Genomic DNA, 26,536 nt, shown 5'->3' on the forward strand with positions numbered 1-26,536 from the left:
ATCCTGGCTGGCGTTCTGCCCGCTGTCGCTTGCCGGTAATTGTCAGTTGGCGGCGGGCTTGACCTGATCGGCCAACTGGTCGGCCAGGCGCACGAAGGCTGCCAGGTCGAGCTGCTCGGGACGCAGGCTGCCATCGACGCCGGCGGCCTCGATTTCGGCGCTGCTCAGGAGCGCCTTGAGGGTGTTGCGCAGGGTCTTGCGACGCTGGTTGAAGGCTTCGCGGACGATACGCTCCAGCAGCTTGTGGTCCTTGGCGGGATGCGGCAGCACTGCATGGGGCACCAGGCGCACGATGGCCGAGTCGACTTTCGGGGGCGGATTGAAGGCGCCAGGGCCGACGTTGAACAGATGTTCCACGCGGCAGTGGTACTGGACCATGATCGACAGGCGGCCCCAATCGCCACCGCCCGGTCCGGCGGCCAGGCGCTCGACTACTTCCTTCTGCAGCATGAAGTGCATGTCGCGGATCAGGCCGGCGTTATGCAGCAGGTGGAAGATCAGCGGGGTGGAGATGTTGTAGGGCAGGTTGCCCACCACCCGCAGGCTGCCGGGAGCGGCACCCAGGGTGTTGAAGTCGAACTTCAGGGCATCGCCCTGGTGCAGCTTGAAGTTGTCCCGGCCAGCGAACTGCTGGTTGAGGATGGGCACCAGGTCCTTGTCCAGTTCCACCACGTCCAGTTGTGCACCGCTGCCCAGCAGGCCTTCGGTCAGGGCGCCCTGGCCCGGGCCGATCTCCAGCATGCGGTCCAGGGGCTTGGCGTTGATGGCCCGCAGGATGCGGTCGATGACGCCGGCGTCGTGCAGGAAGTTCTGGCCGAAGCGCTTGCGCGCCCGGTGCTGGTATTGCTCGGTCATATACGGTTCTCGGCCATCTGGTAGGCGGTTTCCAGGGCGACCTGCAGGCTGCCGGTATCGATCCTGCCGCTGCCGGCCAGGTCCAGGGCAGTGCCATGGTCGACCGAGGTGCGGATGATCGGCAGCCCGAGCGTCACATTGACGGCCGCGCCGAAGCCTTTGTACTTCAGTACAGGCAGGCCCTGGTCGTGGTACATCGCCAGCACTGCGTCGCAATGCTCCAGATATTTGGGGGTAAACAGAGTGTCGGCCGGCAGCGGACCGCGCAGGTCCATGCCTTCTTGGCGCAGACGCTCCAGGGTGGGTTCGATGATGTCGATTTCTTCGCGGCCCAGGTGGCCGCCTTCGCCGGCATGGGGGTTGAGCCCGCAGACCAGGATGCGCGGTTGGGCGATGCCGAATTTTTGCTGCAGGTCGGCATGCAGGATCCGCGTGACCCGTTCCAGGCGCTCGCTGGTGATCGCATCGGCGATGTCCCGCAGCGGCAGGTGAGTCGTCACCAGGGCGACGCGCAGGCCTCGGGTGGCCAGCATCATGACCACTTGCTGGGTGTGGGTCAGGTCCGCGAGAAACTCGGTGTGCCCGGAGAAGGCGATCCCGGAATCATTGATCACGCCCTTGTGTACTGGCGCGGTGATCATTCCGGCAAAGTGCCCTTCCAGGCAGCCCTGGCCGGCACGGGTCAGGGTCTGCAGGACGAAGGCCGCATTGGCCTGGTCCAGCTGGCCGCTGACCACCGGCTTGCCCAGTGGGGTATCCCAGACGTACAGGCTGCCTGCCGGAGCGGGGGCATCCGGTAGATGGTTCGGGTCCACCGGTAGCAGGTTGACGGCCACTCCCAGTTGCGCGGCCCGCTCGGTGAGCAGGTCGCGGCTGGTAATGGCAATCAGGGGGTGCGGCTGGGGTTGCGAGGCGAGCAGCAGGCATAGGTCAGGGCCTATACCCGCCGGTTCGCCGGGTGTCAGGGCAAAACGTCTGGGGTTCACTGCGCGGCCTGTTCAGCGCCAGGCAGCTTGATCTCGACGTAGGCCTCGTCGCGGATCTGCCGCAACCAGGTCTGCAGCTCTTCGTCGTACTTGCGGTTACGCAGGACGGTCATGGCTTGCTGTTCACGAGCCTGGCTGGTGCTGTCGGTAGCGCGACGGCCAAGGACTTCCAGGACGTGCCAGCCGTAAGGACTCTTGAACGGCTTGGACAGCTGGCCTTGTGGAGTCTTGGCCATCACTTCGCGGAACTCCGGCACCAGGGCGTTCGGATCGATCCAGTTGAGGTCGCCACCGTTGAGCGCCGAGCCCGGGTCTTCCGAGTAGCTCTTGGCCAGTTCGGCGAAATCTTCACCGGAGCTGATGCGGTCGTAGAGTTTCTGCGCCAGGCGCTTGGTCTCTTCTTCGCTGCGAATCTCGCTTGGCTTGATCAGGATATGGCGTACGTGCACTTCATCGCGCACCTGATTGCCGCCACCACGCTTGTCCAGCAGCTTGAGGATGATGAAACCGCCTGGAGTACGGGCTGGCTGAGTAATGTCACCCACGGCCATGGCACTCAGTTCGCGGTCGAAGGGCGGTGGCAGTTGCGCGGCTTTACGCCAGCCCATGTCACCGCCCTCCAGGGCGTTGTCGCTACCGGAGCGGGCGATTGCCAGCTGGCCGAAGTCGGCTCCCTGCTTGAGCTGCTGGTACACCTCCATGGCCTGGCGGGCAGCACTCTGGATCGCTTCGGAGCTGGCGCTCTCCGGGGTCGGGATCAGGATGTTGGCCAGGTGCAGTTCTTCGGAGAGCTGCATCTTGCCCAGGTCCGAGGCCAGGAAGTTCTTCACTTCCTGTTCCGATACCTGGATGCGTTCGGCCACACGGCGCTGGCGCACACGGCTGATGATCATCTCGCGGCGGACCTGGTCACGGGCGTCGTCATAGGACAAGCCATCATGGGCCAGGGCGGCGCGGAACTGCTCGATGCTCATGCTGTTGCGCTGGGCAATGGTGCCGATGGCCTGGTTCAGCTCTTCGTCGGTGATGCGGATGCCGGAGCGCTCGCCAATCTGCAATTGCAGGTTCTCGACGATCAGGCGCTCCAGGACCTGCTGTTCCAGGACGCTGGTAGGCGGCACACCACCGCCACGCTTGGCGATGGTCTGCTGGACTTCATGCACCCGTTGATCCAGCTGGCTCTGCATGACGACATCGTTGTCGACGATCGCCACCACCTTGTCGATGGACTGCACCGCAGCGCTGGCCGCAGTGCTCATGCTCAGGAACAGCGCGCCCAGCATCAGCGGGCGCAGACAATCAGAAAGCTTGGTCTTCACGTTTACGATAACCTTGGATGCCTTTGTCGAGGAAGGTCTCTACTTGGGAGCCCATGACGCCGCCCAGACCCTTCAGGACAATTTGGAGGAAGATGCCGCGGTCGCCACTTTCGTTTTGTGGAGCGTTCTGACTGAACTCGTCGTACTTGACCCAGTAACGGTTGATCAGGCGCAGTTTCCAGCAGCAGTTGTCGTACTCGAAGCCACCGAAGGCCTCAAGCGTGCGGTTGCGGTTGTAGTCGTACTGCCAGCGGCTGATGACGTTCCACTGCGGCACGATCGGCCAGATCACCGAGAAGTCGTGCTGTTGAATCTTGTAGTAGTCCTTCACGTAGCCAGGTTGGCCTGGGGTTCCGTAGTCACCGCCCATTTCCCATTTGCCGGTGTTCTGGTTGTAACGAACCTGGTCGTTGCGATAGCGATAACCGACGTTGACCACCTTGTTCGGGTTGTCCTCCGGCTGGTAATGGAGCATGGCACTACCGGAACGTGGGCTGCGGCTGTCCGGATCCCAATTGTATTCGGCAGTGGTGCGCCAGTCGCGGTTATAGCGATATTCATACTCGAGTGCGTAGGGCGAAACGTTCGCAGTGGCATCGTCGCGGGTGCGATAGTCCACACCTGGCAATTGAACGGTACGGTCCTTGAAGTACAGGGCCTGGCCCACGCTGATGCGCTGGCGCTGGAAGCCGTTGTCTTCGATCCAGCGGCTGGTCACGCCCAGGGACAACTTGTTCTCGTCGCCGACGCGGTCGGCGCCGGAGAAACGGTTGTCGCGGAACAGCGATGCATAGTTGAAGGTGTATTCGCCAGTATCGAATACCGGAATGTCTTCTTGGTTCTTCTCTGGAACATAGAGATAGAACAGGCGCGGTTCCAAGGTCTGGTTGTAGTTCTTGCCAAACCATTGGGTCGTGCGGTCGAAGTACAAGCCTCCATCGATGCTGGCGATCGGTACGCCGCGGTTCTGGTTGCGACTGTAGTCTCCACCGACATAGCGAGCTCCGGTTCGGGCTGCTTCGGTACGCGCGGCGACAATGCCTTGTTTGCCCTGGCTGTCCAAGTCTAGGTCGTACTGGGAGTACATGTACTTGAGGGACGGCGTCAGGTAGCCATAGCTCCAGTTCAGCGGCAGGCTGACGCCAGGCTTGAGGGTCAGGCGGTTGCCATTGGCTCGAGCCAGACCGGTTACGTTTTCGTCCAGGCGGGCAGCGCCTATTGGATTTCCAGCTGCGTCAAACGGACCGCCATCCTTGTCGAAGTACCTGCCTTTGAGCAGGTCCCGCTCAAAGCGTACCGCTTCGGTTTCATAAGTGAAGTCCAGGCCTTGGGGATGGTAAGGCAGGGCGCCACTGAAGGTGATTTGTGGCAACCGATCGTACGGTGTGATGTTGGAGACGCTAGCCAACTGATACGCCTGCACATTCAGGCGTGCAACGTAGCTGTCGCCACGATAGGTCACGGCGCCTTGCTGGTTGACGTAGTCGGCGGACTTCACGCCGATCTGGTCGGTCTGCAGGTCCTGGAAGTAGTACGGGTCGCTGATCTTGGTGTAGTCGACTTCGGTCATCAGGCGCGAATCGAGGCCGCCCTTATGCTGCCAGTTGAGCATGTAGCGGGTTTTTTCGGAGTCGGTCTGCTTCCTCCGATCGTCGTTGTCGTCGTTCAGGTAGGCCGCGCCGAACTGGCCTTCGCTGTTTTTGGTCAAGTAGCGGAACTCGCCTTCCATCAACATGCCGCGCTTGGCCATGTAGCGTGGGTACAACGTGGCATCGTAGTTTGGTGCCAGGTTGAAGTAATACGGAGTCACCAGGGTGAAGCCGTTATCGCTGTCGCTACTGAAGCTTGGTGGCAGGAAGCCGGATTGACGACGATTGTCGATCGGGAAATAGATGTACGGGGTGTAGAGGACCGGGAAGTCCTTGACTCGCAGTGTCACGTTGGTCGCGGTACCGAAGCCGGTGGCCGGGTTCAAGGTGATGTTGTTGCCCTTGAGCTGCCAGGCGTTACTGTTCGGTTCGCAAGTGGTGTACGTACCGTCCTTGAGGCGGATGATGGCGTTTTCCGCACGCTTGGCGTACAGCGCGCTACCGCGTACCCGCGACTTGTGCATCACGTATTCGGCGTTGTCGACCTTGGCCTCACCGGTGTCCAGCTGCACGTTGGCGTGGTCGCCGACCATCAGCGTACCGTTGTCGCGGATGCGTACGTTGCCGCTCAGCTCGCCACGGTTCTCCGCCTGGTACAGGTTGGCCTCGTCGGCCTCGACCTGCATGCTGCCCTGGCGCATGACCACGTCGCCGGCCAGGGTCGCCACCTGCTGCTCCTGCTGGTAACGCGAAGCCTTGGCGCCGATGAAGGTCGGAGCATCACTTTTCTTCGTCGAATCATTCATGCCAGGACGAATTGGTTCGATATAGGCACCAGAGCAGTAAGGACCGGTCTCGGCCAGTTGCGCTGCGGTGAGCTTCTCGCGCGGTACCCAGTCGAGGTGGCTGTAGTCCGCGCTGCGGGACTTCAGGCCGCGGCCCTTGGCTTCGGTCACCAGGACCGGCTTGTCGCCGGCAACCTCGCCTGCAGTCCCGCTTTCGCTGGAGCTGATGGCATTGGCGTCATGGACCGGGCGCGGAGGCAGTTGGGCTGCACTGGTTTTTGGCGCACAGGCCCAGCCGCCGGACGCAGAGACCGAGCAGTCATACTGTTCCGCGGCGACCACGAAGGAAGTGGCTAGAGGTTGCAGGGCCAGCAAACTGCCGGTAACCAGCAACGGGAATTTTTTACGAAACGCGGGGGATTTCAATGCCATCTTATTAGTCCGGGCTTCCTGCGTGCCATCTGCCCGCGGTGTGGGCCGCACGCCTCTCGATGGTCTGAAAAAGATGCTGGATAATAAAGCATGACCCGCTTGACGGCTAGGGCCGTCGGAGACCCTTGTAATGCCTGACCAAGATGTACGCTTGCAACACCTGAAAGTTTGGCTCGATGAGCAGTTGGCGATCGTTTATGCAGCACAGGGCTGGGGTGAAGTCCCCCCGGCTACATTGGTCGCGGCCAGCAGCGACGCGAGTTTCCGCCGTTATTTCCGTTGGCAGGGCGCTGACCGCAGCTTTGTGGTGATGGACGCTCCGCCCCCCCAGGAAAACTGCAAGCCCTTCGTCGATATCGCCGGTTTGCTGGCGAGTTCCGGCATCAACGTGCCGAAAATTTATGCACAGGACCTGACGCGCGGGTTCCTTCTGCTCAACGATCTGGGCAACCAGACCTATCTGGATGTGATCGACGAGCACAATGCCGATGGGTTGTTCGAGGATGCATTGCAGGCGTTGCTGGCGTTTCAGCAGTTGCCCATGAGCGCGCCACTGCCCAGCTACGATGTCGCCCTGCTGCGCCGCGAACTGGAGCTGTTCCCCGAATGGTATGTCGGCCGTGAGCTGGGGATTGTCATGGATGAGCAACAGCGCCAGCAGTGGCAGCGAGCCAGCGACCTGCTGATCGACAGCGCCCTGGCCCAGCCCAAGGTGCTGGTACACCGTGACTATATGCCGCGCAACCTCATGCTCAGCCAGCCGAACCCAGGGGTGCTGGACTTCCAGGACGCGGTCTACGGCCCGGTCACCTACGACATCACCTGCCTGTTCAAGGATGCATTCCTCAGCTGGCCGGAACCTCGTGTGCGCGGCTGGCTGGACACCTACTGGAGCCAGGCGCGGGGAGCGGGTATCCCGGTCCAGGAAGACTTCGAGGAGTTCCTGCGGGCCAGCGACCTGATGGGGGTGCAGCGTCACCTGAAGGTGATCGGTATTTTCTCGCGGATCTGCCACCGTGACGGCAAGCCCCGCTACCTGGCCGATGTTCCCCGCTTCCTGGCTTATATAGAGGCTGTTCTGGCCCGTCGCCCCGAGCTGGCGGAGTTGGGGCAACTGCTGCGCAGCCTGGAGCAGCCAAGGGGGGGGCAAGCATGAAGGCAATGATCCTGGCCGCTGGAAAGGGCGAGCGCATGCGCCCTTTGACCCTGACCACGCCCAAGCCCTTGCTGCCGGTGGCGGGCGTACCGCTGATCGAGTATCACCTGCGGGCCCTGGCGGCCGCGGGCTTTCGCGAGGTCGTCATCAATCACGCCTGGCTCGGCGAGCAGATCGAGGCGGCTCTTGGCGACGGCCAGCGCTGGGGCTTGAGCATCCGTTACTCGGCCGAAGGCCAGCCGCTGGAGACCGGCGGCGGGATCTTCCAGGCGTTGCCGTTGTTGGGCGAGGAGCCTTTCCTGGTGGTCAATGGCGACATCTGGACCGATTATGACTTCGCCACCCTGCGTCGCCCCCTGGTCGGCCTGGCCCATCTGGTCATGGTGGACAACCCGGCGCATCACCCTACGGGGGGCGACTTCTGCCTGGAGAACGGCCTGCTGCACGATGGCCAGCCAGGAGCGGCGACCCTGACCTACAGCGGTATATCGGTACTGCATCCTCAACTGTTCCGGGATTGCGCTGGCGGTGCTTTCAAGCTGGCGCCCCTGCTGCGTGAAGCCATGGCCCAGGGCCAGGTCAGCGGCGAGCACATGCACGGCCAATGGATCGATGTAGGAACCGTCGAGCGCCTGGCGCAGGTCGAAGACCTGCTGCAAGCGGGGCGCTGATATGTGGTGGCCAGGGACTCTGATAGGAGCCGGGGCGGGCTTTGCCATTGCCAGCATTCCGGGGGCCATGCTCGGTGCGTTATTGGGGCAGGCGCTGGATCGGCGCCTGCAACTGTACAACTGGGCCCATGTACGCGAGCGCCTGGGTGGTCGACCGGCGCTGCGCAACGATGAATTGCTGTTCGTACTGCTTGGGCGCCTGGCGAAAAGCGACGGCCGAGTGGGCGACGGGCATATCCAGCAGGCGCGCCAGGAGATGCGCTCGCTGGAGATGAGCGAAGTCGCGCAACGCCGGGCGATTGCTGCATTCAATCGGGGCAAGTCGGGCAATGACCGCCTGCGCGGTTATTTGCGTCGCCTGGGAGAGCAGCCCCATGCCGCCGAAGGCGTGTTGCGTGCTTGCTGGCGCATGGTCTGGGCCGACGGTCGAGTGGGTACGGCGGAGCGCGAGCTGATCCAGCTCTGGGGCAAATGGCTGGGTTGGACCAGCGAGCAGATCCAGGCATTGGCCCAGGACTATGGTCCCGCCAGGAGACATCCGGTCGAAAGCGCCATGACTTACCAAGAGGCGCTACGCCTGCTGGGTGTCGCGGCGACCACCGAGCCTGCGCAGATCAAGCGTGCCTACCGGCGGTTGCTCAGCCGCCACCACCCCGACAAGGTCGCCGGCAGCGGTGCTACGCCGGAGCAGGTACGGGAGGCTACGGAGAAGACCCGGGAGCTGCACAGCGCCTATGCGCTGGTACGCCAGCGCCGGGATTTTCGCTGAGGGTCGATGCACCAGGGTCGCTGCCTGTCCGGCAGCGGCCCGGCGTCTTCAGCTCTCGCTGTTTTGTGGGTTGAGCCAGCCACGCACCCGGCGGAACAGCTGTTCTTGCTGGGCGCTGTTGTTGCCAGGCAGGGCCTTGAGGGCAATCTGGCTGAAGTTCGAGTGCTTCAGGCGCTTGCTGGCCTGCAGGCGCTCCAGGGCCGCTTTGCGCGCGGAGGCCTGGTCGACATAGAAAAAGTCGGCGGTGGCCAACTTCAAGGTCTGGGTCAGCTCCACCAGTTGCGGTTTGCCATTGGCCGGTGACTGTGCGGCCACCATCACCAGCTTTTGCACTTGGGACGGTTGTTTTTCGCTCAAGTAGCGAGCGGCCCAGTAGGCACCGGTGCCATGCCCCAGCAGCACGATGCTGCGGGCATTCTGCTGTTCGGCGAAGGCCAGGGCCGCGTCGACCCGGGCGAAGATACGCTCGGCGTCGGCCTTGACCTGCTCCTCGGTGGTTTCGGCGACCGGATGATCGGCCACCTCGGCTTCACCGCCGGCGACTTGCTCGATGGGTTTGGCTTCGGTGCTGGCGTCCTTGGCGGTATTGGCTGTATCGACCGGCGCAGGCGTCGTCTCGACGATCCGTGGCTGGGCTGCTTCGCTTTGCATGTCCGGCAGGGTCAGGCTCAGGCTGCCCCAGTCGGTATCCGGCAACTTGTTGCGCAACGGCGCAATGACTTGCGGCCAGTCTGCGCTTTCGCCGGCCCCGGGAATGATGATCACCACGCCCTTGGGTTCGCTGGTATTGGCCGGTTTCCAGAGTGCCAGGAAGCTGCTGGCGCCAGCCTGCAACTGCTGTTGTTCCTGGGCCGGTAGCTGGCGTTCCAGGGCTGCGGCCTCTTCCAGGCTGCGTTCGGGCAACGGCTGGCGCTGCTCGGGTTGTGGCTCGGTGGGCTTGGCCTGCTCAGCCGGATCGGCGGCTTGTGCAGAAAAGGTCCAAGGCAGGATCAGCGACAGGCACAATGCGGACAGTGCCGAGCGGTGGACAAGGGACATCGGATATTCCAGGCCAGAATTAATTCCGGCAGCCTAATGGGTTGGTCAGTATTTGTCAGGGTGTGAGACTTCGGATGATGCGCTTTCGCTGCCTTTTGCTTATCGGCTGCCTGTGCCTTCCCTTGATAGGCAAGGCCGCACCCGCGCCCCATGGGCCGACCGCGCCGCTTGGCCACGAGCTGCGCCAGTGGCTGGAACAGCACCCCGAGTTGCGTGTCGGCTTGGTGCTGCAAGCGCCTTTCGCCCAATACGACCGGCGCCTGCAGCGGTTGTCCGGGGCCAACGTCGAACTGATGCAGGCCCTGGCCCGGACCCTGGGCATCGAGCTGAGCTGGCGTAACTTTCCCGACCAGGCCCAGCTGGAACAAGCCCTGCACGATGGCGAGATCGATATGGCCCCGGGCTTGACCCAGACCCCGGCGGGGCTGCGCCTGTGGTTATTCAGCGATCCCTACATGCGCGTCCCGCAGTTGGTGGTGGGGGAGCAGAAGGGTTCCGGTGCGGTGGAGCTGGAAAAACTCGACGCCCAGGCCCGGGTAGCGGTGCGCATGCCCAGTGCAGTGGCTGACTATCTGCGCCTGACCTACCCCAACCTGAATTTGCAGGGCGTGCCCCAGGAGCGCCAGGCGTTGCAGTTGCTGTTCAGCCAGCAGGCCCGCTATGCGGTGGTGGATGAGGCCCAGCTCAGCCGTTTATCGGCACAAGCGGAGTTCGCCGGGTTGACGGTCGTAGGGGATATCGGCCTGCCGCAGTTGCTGCGGGTCGCCACCCGTCGCGATTGGCCGGAGCTGGCCAGCATCGTGCAAATCGCCCTGCGGACGATTCCGGCCAAGGAGCTGGAGCAGGTGCATAACCGTTGGTTGCAGCCCAAGTACTCGCGCCTGGGCGAGTCTCCAGGCAACTGGCGTAGTCTCAGCCTGTTGCTGGCGTTGTGCCTGTTGGCCAGCCTGGCGGCGGTGTTCTGGCAGCGGCGCCAGCAGCGCGGGCTGGAGCAACGGCTGTTGGCCGCGCGCGAAGACATTGCCCTGCGTGCGGCCAGTGAAGAGGCGCTGCGCCTGACCCAGTTTTCCATCGACCAGAGCACCGTGGGCATTCTCTGGGTCAATTGGGACAGCCACATACGCTACGCCAATCGCGCCGCCGAGGAGATGCTCGGTTATCCGCCGGGGGCGGTGATCGACCGGCCACTGATCGATTTCGAGCCCAACCTGCACATGGACCGTTGGCTCAATCTCTGGAGGCGTGCCCGGGCCAGCGCGGAGGGTGCTCAGAGTTTCGAGACTCAATGCGTGCGGGCCGACGGCAGCATCCTGCCGACGGATGTGTCCCTGAGCTTCCTGCGTTTTCGCCAGAGCGAGTACCTGGTGGTCTATCTCACCGACGTCACCGAGCGCCGTCGCGCCCTGGCCGCGTTGCGTGAGAGCGAAGCGCGCCTGCAGGGCATCGCGGCCAACGTACCGGGCCTGGTGTTCCGCCTGGAGCGGGCGCCGGTCAGCGGGCAGATCGACTTCGCCTACATCAGCGAGGGCAGCCAGACTCTGGTGGGCTATTCGCCTGCGGTGCTGGCCCACCGGGACAAGGGCTTGCGCAGCCTGGTGCACCCGGACGACAAGGCCAGTTACCACCAGACCCAGGACCAGGCCCTGGACACCGACAGTGACTGGTCCTGGCAGGGGCGCATCCTCACCCGCCAGGGCCAGCAGCGCTGGGCCGAGATCAAGGCGATCACCCGGCAACTGGATGACGGCACTTACGTCTGGGACGGCATTGTCTGGGACATCAGCGAGAGCAAGCGCATCGAATTGGAGCTGGCCAGTTCCCGCGAGCAGCTGCGTGAGCTGTCGGCGCACCTGGAGAGCGTGCGGGAAGAGGAAAAGGCCCGCATTGCCAGGGAGGTCCATGACGAACTGGGGCAGATGCTCACTGTGCTCAAGCTGGAGACCTCCATGTGCGAGCTGGCCTACGCCCAGCTCGACCCTGGGCTGAATGAGCGCCTCAACAGCATGAAGCGCCTGATCACCCAACTGTTCCAACTGGTGCGGGACGTGGCCACGGCCTTGCGCCCGCCGATCCTGGATGCCGGCATCGCCTCGGCCATTGAATGGCAGGCCCGGCGTTTCGAGGCGCGCACGCAGATTCCATGCCTGGTGGACGTGCCGGAGAACCTGCCGCGCCTGAGCGACGCCAAGGCCATCGGCCTGTTCCGGATTCTCCAGGAAGCCCTGACCAACGTTATGCGCCATGCCCAGGCGCATACTGTGGAGCTGTCCCTGGTGCTGGACGGACCTCAGTTGTGCATGAGCATCAGCGACGATGGCCTGGGGTTCGATACCAAGGCCACGCGCCCGACCTCCTTTGGCCTGGTGGGCATGCGCGAGCGGGTGCTGATCATGGGCGGTAGCCTGGCGCTGCACAGCGAGCCGGGGGAGGGCACCAGCCTGACCGTCCGTGTGCCCCTGGACCTACAACAATAACGAGGAGAACCGCGTGATTCGTGTACTGGTAGCCGAAGACCACACCATTGTCCGCGAAGGCATCAAGCAACTGATCGGCCTGGCCAAGGACCTGACGGTCGTGGGGGAGGCGAGCAATGGCGAGCAACTGCTGGAGACCCTGCGCCAGGTGCCTTGCGAGGTGGTGCTGCTGGATATCTCCATGCCCGGGGTGAACGGCCTGGAAGCTATCCCACGGATCCGCGCCCTGAGCGATCCGCCGGCGATCCTGGTGCTGTCGATGCATGACGAGGCGCAGATGGCCGCCCGAGCCCTGAAGATCGGCGCCGCTGGCTACGCCACCAAGGACAGTGATCCTTCGTTGCTGCTGACTGCAATCCGCAAGGTCGCCGCCGGTGGGCGCTACATCGATCCGGAACTGGCGGACCGCATGGTCTTCGAGGTCGGCCTCACCGATGCCCGGCCACTGCATTCGCTGTTGTCCGAGCGCGAGTTCTCGGTGTTCGAGCGCTTGGCCCAGGGTGCCAATGTCAATGACATCGCCCAGCAACTGGCCTTGAGCAACAAGACCATCAGCACCCACAAGGCGCGGCTGATGCAAAAGCTCAACGTCACCTCCCTGGCCGAACTGGTGAAGTACGCCATGGAGCACAAGCTGCTCTGAGCCAGCTCCCCCGCCACAATGGATACGCCTCGAGCTCGATGGTCCTGGCCAAGGCATTGGCGGGGCATATCCGTTTACGACATCGCCACTTCCCGGCCTTTGCCTGTTCTTGCGGCTTGTTGCTTCAAGCTGGCCTCTGCTCTTGTCTGTTTCCGCCATTCTTGTAGGGCAATCCCTACAGGCGACCTTCCAGGCGGCTGAGGCGAATCTCTCCTACCCCCCGATTTCCGGGCCTTGTGGGCTGCACTAGGCTTGCCCTACAGCCGTCTAAAACAAAAAGGTGCGGGTATGAGCGAGGTCGATTCAAGCGCTGGGGCCAATGATGTTCTGGTCAGCTTTCGTGGTGTGCAAAAGAGCTACGACGGCGAAAACCTGATCGTCAAAGACCTCAACCTGGAAATTCGCAAGGGCGAGTTCCTCACCCTGCTCGGGCCGTCCGGCTCCGGCAAGACCACCAGCCTGATGATGCTGGCCGGTTTCGAGACCCCGACTGCCGGCGAGATCCAGCTGGCCGGACGCTCGATCAACAATGTGCCGCCGCACAAGCGCGATATCGGCATGGTGTTCCAGAACTACGCGCTGTTCCCGCACATGACCGTGGCCGAGAACCTGGCGTTCCCGCTGTCGGTACGGGGCCTGGGCAAGACCGACATCAGCGAGCGGGTCAAGCGCGTGCTGAGCATGGTCCAGCTGGACTCCTTCGCCCAGCGCTATCCGGCGCAGTTGTCCGGTGGCCAGCAGCAGCGGGTGGCCCTGGCCAGGGCCCTGGTGTTCGAGCCGCAGCTGGTGCTGATGGACGAGCCCCTGGGGGCGCTGGACAAACAGCTGCGCGAGCACATGCAGATGGAGATCAAGCACCTGCACCAGCGCCTGGGCGTGACCGTGGTCTACGTGACCCACGACCAGGGCGAAGCCTTGACCATGTCCGACCGGGTGGCGGTGTTCCACCAGGGCGAGATCCAGCAGATCGCCCCGCCGCGGACCCTCTACGAAGAACCGAAGAACACCTTCGTCGCCAACTTCATCGGCGAGAACAACCGCCTCAGCGGCCGCCTGCACAGCCACGACGGCGAGCGCTGCTTGGTGGAGCTGGGGCGTGGCGAGAAAGTCGAGGCATTGGCGGTCAACGTCGGCCAGGTCGGCGGCCCGGTGACCCTGTCCATCCGCCCGGAGCGGGTGAGCCTCAACGGTTCCAGCGAACACTGCGCCAACCGCTTTTCCGGGCGGGTGGCGGAGTTCATCTACCTGGGCGACCACGTCCGGGTACGCCTGGAAGTCTGCGGCAAGAGCGACTTCTTCGTGAAACAGCCGATCGCCGAGCTCGATCCCGCGCTGGCGGTGGGTGACGTGGTACCGCTTGGCTGGCAAGTCGAGCACGTTCGTGCGCTCGACCCGCTTCTAGAGGCGAATTGATCGCCCCCCTGCAACACCAACCTGCACGTGGAGAACACAATAAAATGCTGAGATCCCTGAAACTCACAGCCCTGACGCTGGGCATGCTGGGGGCGGCGCACGCCCTGGCGGCGGGACCGGACCTGACCGTGGTGTCCTTTGGTGGGGCGAACAAGGCGGCCCAGGTCAAAGCCTTCTACGCTCCGTGGGAAGCGGCGGGCAACGGCAAGATCGTCGCCGGCGAATACAACGGCGAGATGGCCAAGGTCAAGGCCATGGTCGACACCAAGAGCGTGTCCTGGGACCTGGTGGAAGTAGAGTCCCCCGAGCTGTCCCGCGGTTGCGACGAGGACCTGTTCGAACCCCTCGACCCGGCGCTGTTCGGCAAGGGCGAAGACTACGTCAAGGGCGCCATCCAGCCGTGTGGCGTGGGCTTCTTCGTCTGGTCCACGGTGCTGGCCTACAACGCCGACAAGCTCAAGGCGCCGCCAGGCAGCTGGGCTGACTTCTGGGACACCCAGAAATTCCCGGGCAAGCGCGGCCTTCGCAAGGGGGCCAAGTACACCCTGGAGTTCGCCCTGATGGCCGACGGCGTCGCGCCCAAGGATGTGTACAAGGTGCTGGCGAGCAAGGATGGCCAGGACCGTGCCTTCAAGAAGCTCGATGAGCTCAAGCCCAACATCCAGTGGTGGGAAGCCGGCGCCCAGCCGCCGCAGTACCTGGCTTCGGGCGACGTGGTCATGAGCTCGGCCTACAACGGCCGGATCGCCGCGGTGCAAAAGGAGAGCAACCTGAAGGTGGTGTGGAACGGCGGCATCTACGACTTCGATGCCTGGGCCATCCCCAAGGGCCTGGACAAGGCCCGTGCCGAAGCGGCGAAGAAGTTCATCGCCTACTCGGTGCAACCGCAGCAGCAGAAGACCTACTCGGAAAACATCGCCTATGGCCCGGCCAACACCCAGGCCGTGCCGTTGCTGGCCAAGGACATCCTCAAGGATATGCCGACCACTCCGGAGAACATCGCCAACCAGGTGCAGATCGACGTCAGCTTCTGGGCTGACAACGGCGAGCAGCTGGAACAGCGCTTCAACGCCTGGGCGGCCAAGTAACCATCGCTAGTGGCAGGGGCGGGCTGGCCCGCTCCTGTCGGTGGTGTATTCGAAAGATCGATTCGCGGAGTTTGTCATGACCATCACCGTTCCCCTGGACGCGGTCGCCGGCCCGACCCTCAAGCAGCGACTGGCCCGTGCCGAGCGGGTCAACCGCTGGAAGGCCCAGGCCCTGATCGCGCCGCTGGTGCTGTTCCTGCTGCTGGTGTTCCTGGTACCGATCGTGGCGCTGCTGTACAAGAGCGTCGGCAACCCGGAAGTGGTCGGCGGTATGCCGCGCACGGTGGTGGCCGTGAATGCCTGGGACGGCCGTGGCCTGCCCGGCGAGGCCGCCTACAAGGCCTTGAGCGAAGACCTGGCCGAGGCTCGCAAGAACCAGGGCCTGGGCGACCTGTCCAAGCGCCTGAACATGGAACTGGCCGGCTATCGCAGCCTACTGACCAAGACTGCCCGCGCCTTGCCGTTCAAGGCCGAGCCCGAATCCTACAAAGAAGCCATGGAAGGGGTGGACGAGCGTTGGGGCGACCCGGCCTACTGGCAGGCGATCCGGCGCAATACCAGCAACCTGACCCCCTACTACCTGCTGGCGGCGCTGGACCACCGGATCGACGACCTGGGCGAGCTGGCCCCGGCGACCCCGGACCAGTCCATTTACCTGGATATCTTCGCCCGGACCTTCTGGATGGGCCTGGTGATCACTGCCATCTGCCTGGTGCTGGCCTATCCCCTGGCGTACCTGCTGGCCAACCTGCCGGCGCGCAAGAGCAACCTGCTGATGATCCTGGTTTTGCTGCCGTTCTGGACTTCGATCCTGGTGCGGGTGGCGGCCTGGATCGTGCTCCTGCAGTCCGGCGGCCTGATCAACAGCGCCTTGCTGGCCATGGGCGTGATCGACAAGCCCCTGGAGCTGGTGTTCAACCGCACCGGGGTCTACATCTCCATGGTGCACATCCTGCTGCCGTTCATGATCCTGCCGATCTACAGCGTGATGAAGAGCATCTCGCCGACCTACATGCGCGCGGCGATTTCCCTGGGCTGCCATCCGTTCGCCAGCTTCTGGCGGGTGTACTTCCCGCAAACCTATGCCGGGGTCGGCGCCGGTTGCCTGCTGGTGTTCATCCTGGCCATCGGCTACTACATCACCCCGGCCCTGCTGGGCAGCCCGAACGACCAGATGGTCAGCTACTTCGTGGCCTTCTACACCAACACCAGCATCAACTGGGGCATGGCCACTGCCTTGGGCGGCCTGCTGTTGCTGGCGACCATCGTGCTGTACCTGATCTACAGCTGGCTGGTGGGCGCCAGTCGCCTGCGCCTGAGCTAAGGAGAGAATCGAAATGCTGAGCCCCTACATGTCGCCCGTCGAGCGGGTCTGGTTCTACAGCTTGCGGATCCTCTGCGGCTTGATCCTGTTGTTCCTGGTGCTGCCGGTGCTGGTGATCATCCCGTTGTCGTTCAACTCGGGCAGCTTCCTGGTGTATCCGCTGCAGGGCTTCTCGCTGCACTGGTACCAGGACTTCTTCGCTTCCGCCGAATGGATGCGCGCCCTGAAGAACAGCATCATCGTGGCCCCGGCGGCCACAGTGCTGGCCATGGTCTTCGGCACCCTGGCGGCCATCGGCCTGACCCGTGGCGATTTTCCCGGCAAGTCGCTGGTCATGGCCCTGGTGATCTCGCCGATGGTGGTGCCGGTGGTGATCATCGGGGTCGCCAGCTACCTGTTCTTCGCCCCGCTGGGCATGGGTAACAGCTTCTTGTCGCTGATCATCGTGCACGCGGTGCTCGGGGTGCCGTTCGTGATCATCACCGTCTCGGCGACCTTGCAGGGCTTCAACCACAACCTGGTGCGGGCGGCAGCCAGCCTGGGCGCCTCGCCGCTGACCACTTTCCGCCGGGTGACCCTGCCGTTGATCGCCCCGGGGGTGATCAGTGGCGCGTTGTTCGCCTTCGCCACCTCGTTCGATGAAGTGGTGGTGACCCTGTTCCTCGCCGGCCCCGAGCAGGCGACGCTGCCCCGGCAGATGTTCAGTGGTATTCGCGAGAACCTCAGCCCCACCATCGCCGCCGCGGCCACGCTGCTGATCGCCTTCTCGGTGATCCTGCTGCTGACCCTGGAGTGGCTGCGTGGGCGCAGCGAAAAACTGCGTACGGCCCAGGTTTGAGTCCTGGGCCGAGCGATAACCTGATCTGCGGCAAGGGTTTGGTTGCCGCCGAAAACCACAATGGCTCCATCCAAGGACCTGGATTGCCTGATGCCTGCAAGGGCGCGGGGCATTCCAGCCCGACCATGGTGAGGGCTCGTGCCGTAGCGAGGAACCACCGGCTTTCCCTGTCGTGATGCCGATCGGGCATCACGGCGACCCGGTTTTGCAATCCCCAGCTACGCTTGTGCCAGCTTTCATCTTTATATAAGAGGCTGCGCACATGAGTATTTCCTCTTTCAAGATTGCCCATAAGCTGCTCACCGGCAGTACCGCCATTGAACAGTTGGGCGCCGAACTGACCCGCCTGGATGTGGATAACCCCTTGATCGTCACCGATGCCATCCTGCTTGAGTCCGGCACGGTGGGGCTGGCGCTGGCGCACCTGGGAGGGCGTGACTACGAGATTTTCGACCGGGTGCGGCCTGATCCGGAAATCGCCATCGTCGAGGACTGCATGCAGGTCTATCGCGAAGGGGGACATGACGGCCTGATCGGCCTGGGGGGCGGTAGCGCCATCGATATCGCCAAGAGTGTCGCGGCCTATGCCGGGTATCACGGCGCCTTGCAGGATCTGTTCGGGGTCGACCAGGTGCCACGCAAGGGGCCGCCGCTGATCGCCATTCCCACCACGGCCGGCACCGGCTCGGAGGTGACCAACGTGGCGATCCTCTCGGACAAGGCCGCGCAGTTGAAAAAGGGCATCGTCAGTGACTATCTGCTGCCGGACGTGGCCCTGGTCAGCCCGCAGATGACCCTGACCTGCCCGCGCAGCGTGACCGCAGCCAGTGGTGTCGATGCCCTGGTGCATGCTGTCGAGGCATACCTTTCACTCAATGCTTCGTCGATCACCGACTCCCTGGCCATCGGCGCCATTCGCTTGATCGCCAAGGCCCTGCCCAAGGCTTTTGCCAATCCTTCCAACCTGCAGGCTCGGGAAGACATGGCGACCGCCAGCTTGATGGCCGGCATGGCCTTCGGAAATGCTGGAGTGGGCGCGGTGCATGCCCTGGCCTATCCCCTGGGCGGGCGTTTTCACGTGTCCCATGGGGTCAGCAACGCCTTGCTGCTGCCCTATGTCATGACCTGGAACAAGGTGGCTTGTGTCGAGCGCATGCAGGATATCGCCGCAGCCATGGGGGTGCGTACAGCGCGCTTGAGTGCCAGCGAGGCGGCTGACCGGGCGGTGGAGGCGATGAGTGCCCTGTGTGCCGCGGTGGAGATACCCAGGGGCTTGCGTAGTTTCGGCGTGCCCGAGGAGGCACTTGCGAGCATGGCCCAGGAGGCTGCGGGTATCGAGCGGCTGATGCGCAATAACCCGCGCAAGCTGAGTCCCGCCGATATCGAGCAGATCTATCGATCGGCCTACTGATCATCGAGGTTACGGTGTGCGCTCCAAAGCATGAGGTATACAATGCGCGCCATCGTGATTCTGCTCAACAAAGGTGCGTCATGCAGCCCTTCGCTATTGCTCCGTCGATTCTTTCCGCCGACTTCGCCCGCCTGGGCGAGGAAGTGGACAATGTCCTGGCCGCCGGGGCCGATATCGTCCACTTCGATGTCATGGACAACCATTACGTGCCGAACCTGACCATCGGCCCGATGGTCTGTGCGGCATTGCGCAAGTATGGGATCACCGCCCCTATCGATGCGCACCTGATGGTGAGTCCGGTGGATCGCATCATTGGCGACTTCATCGAGGCGGGCGCCACCTACATTACCTTCCACCCGGAGGCCACGCTGCATGTGGATCGTTCCCTGCAAATGATCCGCGAAGGCGGTTGCAAGGCCGGCCTGGTGTTCAACCCGGCGACTCCGCTGGATGTACTCAAGTATGTGATGGACAAGGTCGACATGGTCTTGTTGATGAGCGTGAACCCGGGCTTTGGCGGGCAGAAGTTCATCCCTGGCACCCTGGACAAGCTGCGTGAAGCGCGAGCGCTGATCGATGCCTCCGGTCGGGATATCCGCCTGGAAATCGACGGCGGCGTGAATGTCGGCAACATTCGCGAGATCGCCGCAGCCGGCGCGGACACCTTCGTCGCCGGTTCGGCGATCTTCAATGCGCCCAACTACCAGGAAGTGATCGAGAAAATGCGCGCCGAGCTGGCGCTGGCTCGATCATGAGTGCATTCGAGCAGCTGTTCTGCGGGAACCTGCCACGGCTGGTGATGTTCGACCTGGATGGCACCCTGGTCGACTCGGTGCCTGACCTGGCTGCCGCCGTGGATCAGATGCTGCTCAAGCTGGGGCGGCCTCCGGCGGGAGTCGAGGCCGTGCGCAACTGGGTCGGCAACGGTGCTCCGATGCTGGTCCGCCGGGCCTTGGCCAATAGCCTGGACCCCCAGGGGATCGATGATGCTGAGGCCGAGCATGCCCTGGAGCTGTTCAATGCAGCTTATGAGGGGAGCCACGAGCTGACGGTGGTCTATCCCGGTGCCCGGGAAACCCTCAAGTGGCTGTACAAGCAAGGGGTCGAGCTGGCGCTGATCACCAACAAGCCGGAGCGCTTCGTCGCGCCCTTGCTGGATCAGATGCGCATCGGTCGCTATTTCCGCTGGATCATCGGCGGCGATACGCTGCCACAGAAGAAGCCCGACCCGGCGGCGCTGTTTTTCGTCATGAAAATGGCCAGTATCCCGGCTTCGCAATCGCTGTTCGTCGGCGACTCGCGCAGTGATGTATTGGCGGCCAAGGCGGCTGGGGTCAAGTGCGTGGCCCTGAGCTACGGCTACAACCACGGGCGGCCTATCGCCGAGGAGTCGCCGGCTCTGGTGATCGACGATCTGCGGGCGCTGATCCCCGGTTGCTTAGAACCTGCCGCTGAGATAACGTTGCCCGACGCTGTTCCATCCCCTTCTGGAAATTCCATCGTGGTGGTCACTCGCAAACTCTGGATGAAAGTCATCAAGGCCTTGGCCCGTTGGCGTTGGCGCGCCTGATTTTTGTCTGGCCGGCCCTGCCGGCACGTTTGCATACCTGACTGTTAGACCCTCAGCCACGAGGCATCCCATGATTCGCGAAGAATTCCTGCGCCTGGCAGCAGCCGGCTACAACCGTATCCCGCTGGCCTGCGAAACCCTTGCCGACTTCGACACCCCGTTGTCGATCTACCTGAAACTGGCCGACCAGCCCAACTCCTATCTCCTGGAGTCGGTGCAGGGGGGCGAGAAATGGGGGCGTTATTCGATTATCGGCCTGCCGTGCCGCACCGTGCTGCGGGTGCACGGCTACCGGATCAGCGTGACCCATGATGGCGTCGAGATCGAAAGCCGCGAAGTAGCTGATCCGCTGGCCTTCGTCGAAGAATTCAAGGCGCGCTACAACGTACCGACCATCGCCGGCCTGCCACGCTTCAATGGCGGCCTGGTGGGGTATTTCGGTTATGACTGCGTGCGCTATGTGGAGCCGCGCCTGGGCCAGTGCCCGAACCCTGATCCGCTTGGCGTGCCGGATATCCTGCTGATGGTCTCCGATGCCGTGGTGGTGTTCGACAACCTCGCGGGCAAGATGCACACGATCGTGCTGGCCGACCCGAGCCAGGACGATGCCTTTGAGTCTGGCCAGGCACGCCTGCAAGAACTGCTCGAGCAGCTGCGCCAGCCAATCGCGCCGCGCCGTGGGCTGGACCTGGACCGACCGCCTGCCGGCGAACCGGTGTTTCGCTCCAGTTTCACCCAGGACGACTACGAGCGTGCGGTGGAGGCCATCAAGGAATACATCCTGGCTGGTGACTGCATGCAGGTGGTGCCCTCCCAGCGCATGTCCATCGACTTCACGGCCGCGCCCATCGACCTGTACCGGGCCCTGCGCTGCTTCAACCCGACGCCGTACATGTATTTCTTCAACTTCGGCGACTTCCACGTTGTGGGCAGTTCGCCGGAGGTACTGGTCAGGGTCGAGGACAACCTGATCACCGTGCGCCCGATCGCCGGTACTCGCCCGCGGGGTGCTACCGAAGAAGCCGACCAGGCCCTGGAGCAGGATCTGCTGTCGGATGCCAAGGAAATCGCCGAGCACCTGATGCTGATCGACCTGGGCCGCAATGACACCGGGCGGGTCTCCGAGATCGGTTCGGTGAAACTCACCGAGAAGATGGTCATCGAGCGTTATTCCAACGTGATGCACATCGTCTCCAACGTCACCGGTCAAATGAAGGAAGGCCTGACGGCGATGGACGCACTACGGGCGATCCTGCCGGCGGGCACTCTGTCCGGCGCGCCGAAGATCCGCGCCATGGAAATCATCGATGAGCTGGAACCGGTCAAGCGCGGGGTCTACGGCGGTGCCGTGGGTTACTTTGCCTGGAACGGCAACATGGACACCGCCATCGCCATCCGTACGGCAGTGATCAAGGATGGCGAGCTGCATGTGCAGGCCGGTGGCGGCATCGTCGCCGACTCGGTACCGACCCTGGAGTGGGAAGAGACGCTGAACAAGCGTCGAGCAATGTTCCGTGCCGTGGCACTGGCTGAACAATCCCCCGCATCCAAGGCTTGAGGAGTTTCCACTTATGTTGCTGATGATCGATAACTACGACTCCTTTACCTACAACGTCGTGCAGTACCTGGGCGAGCTGGGAGCCGAGGTGAAGGTGGTGCGCAATGATGAGCTGACCGTGGCCGAGATCGAAGCGCTCAAGCCCGAGCGCATCGTGGTTTCGCCTGGCCCTTGCACGCCGACCGAGGCTGGCGTTTCCCTCGAGGCGATCAAGTATTTCGCCGGCAAGCTGCCGATCCTGGGCGTTTGCCTGGGCCACCAGTCCATCGGCCAGGCCTTCGGTGGCCAGGTGGTGCGGGCCCGGCAAGTGATGCATGGCAAGACCAGCCCGGTATTCCATCGCGACCTGGGCGTGTTCGGTGGCCTGAACATGCCGTTGACCGTGACTCGCTACCATTCCCTGGTGGTCAAGCGCGAGACCTTGCCCGAGTGCCTTGAAGTCACTGCCTGGACCCAGCTGGAAGATGGTTCGGTCGACGAAATCATGGGCCTGCGCCACAAGACACTGAATATCGAGGGTGTGCAATTCCACCCTGAATCTATCCTCACCGAGCAGGGCCACGAGCTGTTCGCCAACTTCCTCAAACAGAGCGGCGGCACGCGCTAAGGACTTTTCATGGATATCAAGACTGCCCTGAGCCGTATCGTCGGCCACCTGGACCTGAGTACCGATGAGATGCGCGATGTCATGCGCCAGATCATGACCGGTCAATGCACCGATGCACAGATCGGCGCTTTCATGATGGCCATGCGCATGAAGAGCGAAAGCATCGACGAGATCGTCGGTGCCGTATCGGTGATGCGCGAGCTGGCCGACAAGGTCGAGCTCAAGACCCTCGACGGTGTGGTGGATGTGGTCGGTACCGGTGGCGACGGTGCCAACATCTTCAACGTTTCCACCGCGTCGGCCTTCGTGGTGTCGGCCGCGGGCTGCACCGTTGCCAAGCACGGCAACCGTGCCGTATCCGGCAAGAGTGGCAGCGCCGACTTGCTGGAGTCGGCCGGGGTCTATTTGAACCTGACGCCCGTGCAGGTGGCACGCTGCATCGATAACGTCGGCATCGGCTTCATGTTCGCCCAATCCCACCATGGCGCCATGAAGTATGCCGCCGGCCCGCGCCGGGACCTGGGCCTGCGCACGCTGTTCAACATGCTCGGCCCGCTTACGAATCCGGCCGGTGTGAAGCACCAGGTGGTGGGCGTGTTCACCCAAGCCCTGTGCCGGCCGTTGGCCGAAGTGTTGCAGCGCATGGGCAGCAAGCATGTACTGGTGGTGCATTCCCAGGATGGCCTGGATGAGTTCAGCCTGGCGGCGCCGACTTATGTCGCGGAGCTGAAAAACGACCAGATCACCGAGTATTGGGTGCAGCCGGAAGACCTGGGCATCAAGAGCCAGAGCCTGTTCGGCCTGGTGGTGGAAAGCCCGGCGGCGTCCCTGGAGCTGATTCGTGATGCCCTGGGGCGGCGCAAGACCGAGCATGGCCAGAAGGCCGCTGAAATGATCGTACTCAATGCCGGCGCCGCCCTGTATGCGGCGGACCATGCCAGTAGCCTCAAAGAAGGGGTCGCCCTGGCCCACGACGCTTTGCACACCGGTCTGGCCCGGGAAAAGCTCGAGGAACTGGGCGCCTTTACCGCGGTGTTCAAGCAGGAGAATGAAGGATGAGTGTGCCGACAGTTCTGGAAAAGATCCTCGCCCGCAAGGTCGAAGAGGTTGCCGAGCGCAGCGCGCGCACTACCCTGGCCGAACTGGAGAGCCTGGCGCGGGCGGCCGATGCCCCGCGAGGTTTTGCCAGGGCCCTGCAAGAGCAGGCCAGGCTCAAGCACCCTGCGGTGATCGCCGAGATCAAGAAAGCCTCGCCGAGCAAGGGCGTGATCCGTGAGGACTTCGTTCCCGCCGAGATCGCCAGGAGCTACGAGAAGGGCGGCGCCACCTGTTTGTCGGTGCTTACCGATGTGGACTACTTCCAGGGCGCTGATAGCTATCTGCAGCAGGCTCGGGCGGCATGCAAGCTGCCAGTGATCCGCAAGGACTTCATGATCGATCCGTACCAGATTGTCGAGGCCCGGGCGCTGGGTGCCGACTGCGTGCTGCTGATCGTTGCTGCGCTGGACGATGTGCGGATGGCGGAGCTGGCGGCAGTAGCCAAGGGCGTTGGCCTGGACGTACTGGTGGAAGTACATGATGGCGATGAGCTGGAACGGGCCTTGAAAACCCTGGATACGCCGCTGGTCGGGATCAACAACCGCAACTTGCACACCTTCGATGTCGATCTGGAAACCACTCTCGACCTGCTGCCGCGGATTCCTCGCGACCGCTTGGTGATCACCGAGAGCGGTATTCTCAACCGGGCCGATGTCGAGCTGATGGAAATCAGCGATGTCTATTCGTTCCTGGTCGGCGAAGCCTTCATGCGTGCCGAGAACCCGGGCACTGAGTTGCAGCGCCTGTTTTTCCCGGAGCGTGGTTTGCCGGTCACGGGGTCGACCCTGGACTGAAACTGTGACGATGAATGAGCCGGCGATGCCGGCTTTTTCATATCCATTGCCAAGGAATCTGCATTGCCATGATCCAACCCACTGCCCTTAGCGTCGAAGCCGGCCTGCAGGCCGAGCAGGATCTGCTGGCCCAGGTATGTGCCGGCGAACAGGAGTTCGGCCTGCTGTTCTGGCAGCCTATCGATCGGGCGCTGGTCATGCCTCGACGCCTGAGTCGCTTGACCGGTTTCGAACAGGCCTGCCTGGCCTCGGAGGCTAACGGTTGGCCGGTTTTGCTACGCGAGACCGGCGGTGAGCCTGTGCCTCAGTCAGCCGCCACGGTGAACATCGCATTGGTCTATGCCCCGCCTCGTAGCGAGGGGGACCAGGGCCGGATCGAAACCGCTTATCGCCGCTTGTGCCAGCCGATCTGCGACCTGCTCAGTGAGCTGGGCGGTACCCCCTCGCTGGGAGAGGTAGACGGCGCCTTCTGTGACGGACGCTTCAACGTCAATCTCGATGGCCGCAAGATGGTCGGTACAGCCCAGCGCTGGCGCCAGAGCAAAGGTGGCCAGAGGCCGGTGGGCCTGGTGCATGGTGCGCTGCTGCTGGAGAACGAGCGCGAGTCGATGGTGGGCGCTGTCAATACATTCAATCAGGCTTACGGCCTGGAGCAGCGTTGTCGGGCCGAGAGTCATATCGCTTTGCATGAGGCTTTTGCCGCCCCGGATGCGATCGCACGCCTGGACAGCCTCTACCGGCAAATGCTCAGGGGCTTCCTGCCGGTTTAGCGGGTGCCGAAGACCACCATGGTCTTGCCCTTGACGTGTACCAGGTTGCGTTCTTCCAGGTCCTTGAGGACGCGACCGACCATTTCCCGAGAGCAGCCGACGATCCGGCCGATCTCCTGGCGGGTGACCTTGATCTGCATGCCGTCCGGGTGAGTCATGGCGTCCGGTTGCTTGCACAATTCCAGCAGGCAACGGGCGACTCGCCCAGTTACATCGAAGAAGGCCAGATCACCGACCTTGCGCGTGGTATTGCGCAGGCGCTGGGCAATCTGCCCGCTGAGGACGTAGAGAATGTCGGGGTCGTTCTGTGACAGCTCGCGGAACTTGGCGTAGCTGATCTCGGCGACTTCGCATTCCACCTTGGCTCGCACCCAGGCACTGCGCAGCTGTTCATGCCCGGGATCTTCGAACAGCCCCAACTCTCCGAAGAAGTCCCCGGCGTTGAGATAGGCGATGATCATTTCCCGACCGTCATCGTCCTCGATGAGGATGGTCACCGACCCCTTGATGATGAAGTACAGGCTGTCGGCCACATCACCGGCGCAGATGATGTTGCTTTTGGCCTGATACCGACGGCGCTGGCAATGCATCAGCAGCTTGTCGAGATTTTTAATCTTGGGAGTAGGGGTAATGGCAACCATGGTTGTATCCCGGAAAGCCTGCACGGTATGGGTGGTTTTCTTATGGGGCGGAAAGCATCGGCGTCGAAAGCTGGCGATGCGCCATTCATTTGGCGTCAGCTTAACAGACACATCCCATGCAGATTTAAGAATTTTCTTACATGTGGGCTGCTTTTGGCATCACGATGGAGCTCACAGCCAGTGCAAAACCCTGTGCTAAGCTGGCGACCCTTTTTTAAAGCAGTGGAGTCTGGGCGATGAAGGCACGCATCCAATGGGCTGGCGAAGCCATGTTCCTCGGGGAGTCGGGCAGTGGCCATGTGGTAGTCATGGATGGCCCGCCCGAAGCCGGTGGGCGTAACCTGGGTGTTCGTCCGATGGAGATGCTTCTGCTGGGCGTAGGTGGTTGCAGCAACTTCGATGTGGTCAGCATCCTGAAGAAGTCGCGCCAGGCAGTTGAAAGCTGCGAGGCCTTCCTCGAGGCCGAGCGTGCCACCGAGGATCCGAAGGTCTTTACCAAGATCCACTTGCATTTCGTGGTCAAGGGCCGTGGCTTGAAAGAGGCCCAGGTCAAGCGCGCCGTTGAGCTGTCCGCCGAGAAGTACTGCTCGGCCTCGATCATGCTTGGTGCTGCGGGCGTCGCCATTACCCACGATTACGAGATTGTCGAGCTGGGCTGAGCGCCGGCAGGTTTCGTGGACAAAATAAAAGGGCGCTCAAGCGCCCTT

The 26,536-nt window shown here is 62.9% G+C and carries 24 protein-coding genes; 18 read left to right on the forward strand and 6 right to left on the reverse strand.

What is annotated here, in order from left to right; genetic code table 11:
- Positions 1-42: 42 nt before the first annotated feature.
- From rsmA to C4K39_RS19875, 4 genes are read right to left on the reverse strand one after another with little or no spacing between them, the layout of a single operon-like run.
- Positions 43-855, reverse strand: a complete 813-nt coding sequence (rsmA, locus tag C4K39_RS19860; RefSeq protein WP_068575591.1) for a 16S rRNA (adenine(1518)-N(6)/adenine(1519)-N(6))-dimethyltransferase RsmA — start codon at positions 853-855, stop codon at positions 43-45.
- Positions 852-1,841 carry a 4-hydroxythreonine-4-phosphate dehydrogenase PdxA gene (gene pdxA / locus C4K39_RS19865; protein WP_124347242.1) on the reverse strand — a complete coding sequence of 330 codons (990 nt, stop codon included), beginning with the start codon at positions 1,839-1,841 and terminating at the stop codon, positions 852-854. The genes rsmA and pdxA overlap by 4 nt, the downstream gene beginning before the upstream one ends.
- Entirely contained in the window at positions 1,838-3,160 is a 1,323-nt protein-coding gene (surA, locus tag C4K39_RS19870; protein WP_164487306.1) for a peptidylprolyl isomerase SurA, read from the reverse strand. Before surA ends, pdxA begins: the two co-directional genes overlap by 4 nt.
- Positions 3,141-5,966, reverse strand: a complete 2,826-nt coding sequence (locus tag C4K39_RS19875) for an LPS-assembly protein LptD (protein ID WP_124347243.1) — start codon at positions 5,964-5,966, stop codon at positions 3,141-3,143. Before C4K39_RS19875 ends, surA begins: the two co-directional genes overlap by 20 nt.
- 130 nt (positions 5,967-6,096) lie before the next feature.
- Between C4K39_RS19875 and C4K39_RS19880 the strand changes: the two genes are divergently transcribed.
- From C4K39_RS19880 to C4K39_RS19890, 3 genes are read left to right on the forward strand one after another with little or no spacing between them, the layout of a single operon-like run.
- Positions 6,097-7,122 carry an aminoglycoside phosphotransferase family protein gene (locus C4K39_RS19880; protein ID WP_124347244.1) on the forward strand — a complete coding sequence of 342 codons (1,026 nt, stop codon included), beginning with the start codon at positions 6,097-6,099 and terminating at the stop codon, positions 7,120-7,122.
- Complete coding sequence (gene murU / locus C4K39_RS19885; RefSeq protein WP_124347245.1) at positions 7,119-7,793, forward strand: N-acetylmuramate alpha-1-phosphate uridylyltransferase MurU; 675 nt, start codon at positions 7,119-7,121, stop codon at positions 7,791-7,793. The genes C4K39_RS19880 and murU overlap by 4 nt, the downstream gene beginning before the upstream one ends.
- A gap of 1 nt (position 7,794) precedes the next feature.
- Entirely contained in the window at positions 7,795-8,562 is a 768-nt protein-coding gene (locus C4K39_RS19890) for a TerB family tellurite resistance protein (RefSeq protein ID WP_068575579.1), read from the forward strand.
- Between the two features lie 48 nt (positions 8,563-8,610).
- On the opposite strand, the gene C4K39_RS19895 is transcribed toward C4K39_RS19890, so the two are convergent.
- Positions 8,611-9,600 carry an alpha/beta hydrolase family protein gene (locus C4K39_RS19895; protein ID WP_068575577.1) on the reverse strand — a complete coding sequence of 330 codons (990 nt, stop codon included), beginning with the start codon at positions 9,598-9,600 and terminating at the stop codon, positions 8,611-8,613.
- Positions 9,601-9,674: 74 nt separating this feature from the next.
- Here C4K39_RS19895 and C4K39_RS19900 point away from each other — a divergent pair, with 74 nt between their 5' ends.
- The 14 genes from C4K39_RS19900 (at position 9,675) to C4K39_RS19965 (ending at position 25,188) form a co-directional block, all read left to right on the forward strand.
- A complete protein-coding gene (locus tag C4K39_RS19900) occupies positions 9,675-12,074 on the forward strand; it encodes a PAS domain-containing sensor histidine kinase (RefSeq protein ID WP_124347246.1) in 2,400 nt (799 codons plus the stop codon).
- 13 nt (positions 12,075-12,087) lie between these two features.
- Positions 12,088-12,717, forward strand: coding sequence for a response regulator (locus C4K39_RS19905; protein WP_068575573.1), 630 nt, complete (start codon positions 12,088-12,090; stop codon positions 12,715-12,717).
- A gap of 288 nt (positions 12,718-13,005) precedes the next feature.
- A complete protein-coding gene (locus C4K39_RS19910; RefSeq protein ID WP_124347247.1) occupies positions 13,006-14,130 on the forward strand; it encodes an ABC transporter ATP-binding protein in 1,125 nt (374 codons plus the stop codon).
- Between the two features lie 44 nt (positions 14,131-14,174).
- Positions 14,175-15,218 (forward strand): ABC transporter substrate-binding protein, encoded by a 1,044-nt coding sequence (locus C4K39_RS19915; RefSeq protein ID WP_068575569.1) that lies wholly within the window; start codon positions 14,175-14,177, stop codon positions 15,216-15,218.
- Positions 15,219-15,294: 76 nt separating this feature from the next.
- Complete coding sequence (locus C4K39_RS19920) at positions 15,295-16,542, forward strand: ABC transporter permease (protein WP_022641411.1); 1,248 nt, start codon at positions 15,295-15,297, stop codon at positions 16,540-16,542.
- Positions 16,543-16,555: 13 nt separating this feature from the next.
- Positions 16,556-17,380 carry an ABC transporter permease gene (locus C4K39_RS19925; protein ID WP_068575567.1) on the forward strand — a complete coding sequence of 275 codons (825 nt, stop codon included), beginning with the start codon at positions 16,556-16,558 and terminating at the stop codon, positions 17,378-17,380.
- Positions 17,381-17,642: 262 nt separating this feature from the next.
- The gene (locus C4K39_RS19930; protein ID WP_124347248.1) at positions 17,643-18,791 is read left to right on the forward strand and encodes an iron-containing alcohol dehydrogenase; all 1,149 of its coding nucleotides are present in this window, start codon (positions 17,643-17,645) and stop codon (positions 18,789-18,791) included.
- 80 nt (positions 18,792-18,871) lie between these two features.
- Entirely contained in the window at positions 18,872-19,546 is a 675-nt protein-coding gene (gene rpe, locus C4K39_RS19935; protein ID WP_022641405.1) for a ribulose-phosphate 3-epimerase, read from the forward strand.
- Positions 19,543-20,361 carry a phosphoglycolate phosphatase gene (locus tag C4K39_RS19940; RefSeq protein WP_068575564.1) on the forward strand — a complete coding sequence of 273 codons (819 nt, stop codon included), beginning with the start codon at positions 19,543-19,545 and terminating at the stop codon, positions 20,359-20,361. The genes rpe and C4K39_RS19940 overlap by 4 nt, the downstream gene beginning before the upstream one ends.
- 70 nt (positions 20,362-20,431) lie before the next feature.
- Entirely contained in the window at positions 20,432-21,919 is a 1,488-nt protein-coding gene (gene trpE, locus C4K39_RS19945; protein WP_124347249.1) for an anthranilate synthase component I, read from the forward strand.
- Positions 21,920-21,932: 13 nt separating this feature from the next.
- A complete protein-coding gene (locus C4K39_RS19950) occupies positions 21,933-22,526 on the forward strand; it encodes an aminodeoxychorismate/anthranilate synthase component II (protein ID WP_068575560.1) in 594 nt (197 codons plus the stop codon).
- A 9-nt stretch (positions 22,527-22,535) separates the two neighbouring features.
- A complete protein-coding gene (gene trpD / locus C4K39_RS19955; protein WP_068575558.1) occupies positions 22,536-23,585 on the forward strand; it encodes an anthranilate phosphoribosyltransferase in 1,050 nt (349 codons plus the stop codon).
- On the forward strand, positions 23,582-24,418 hold the full coding sequence (gene trpC / locus C4K39_RS19960; RefSeq protein WP_068575557.1) for an indole-3-glycerol phosphate synthase TrpC: 837 nt from the start codon (positions 23,582-23,584) through the stop codon (positions 24,416-24,418). The genes trpD and trpC overlap by 4 nt, the downstream gene beginning before the upstream one ends.
- A gap of 68 nt (positions 24,419-24,486) precedes the next feature.
- Positions 24,487-25,188 carry a lipoate--protein ligase family protein gene (locus C4K39_RS19965; RefSeq protein ID WP_124347250.1) on the forward strand — a complete coding sequence of 234 codons (702 nt, stop codon included), beginning with the start codon at positions 24,487-24,489 and terminating at the stop codon, positions 25,186-25,188.
- On the opposite strand, the gene crp is transcribed toward C4K39_RS19965, so the two are convergent.
- Positions 25,185-25,829 carry a cAMP-activated global transcriptional regulator CRP gene (crp, locus tag C4K39_RS19970; RefSeq protein ID WP_068575553.1) on the reverse strand — a complete coding sequence of 215 codons (645 nt, stop codon included), beginning with the start codon at positions 25,827-25,829 and terminating at the stop codon, positions 25,185-25,187. The genes C4K39_RS19965 and crp overlap by 4 nt on opposite strands.
- Before the next feature lie 236 nt (positions 25,830-26,065).
- Here crp and C4K39_RS19975 point away from each other — a divergent pair, with 236 nt between their 5' ends.
- Positions 26,066-26,488: an OsmC family protein gene (locus C4K39_RS19975; RefSeq protein WP_058434063.1), complete on the forward strand. Its 423-nt coding sequence runs from the start codon at positions 26,066-26,068 to the stop codon at positions 26,486-26,488.
- Positions 26,489-26,536 lie beyond the last annotated feature (48 nt).

Source organism: Pseudomonas sessilinigenes (assembly GCF_003850565.1).
Taxonomy (GTDB): domain Bacteria; phylum Pseudomonadota; class Gammaproteobacteria; order Pseudomonadales; family Pseudomonadaceae; genus Aquipseudomonas; species Aquipseudomonas sessilinigenes.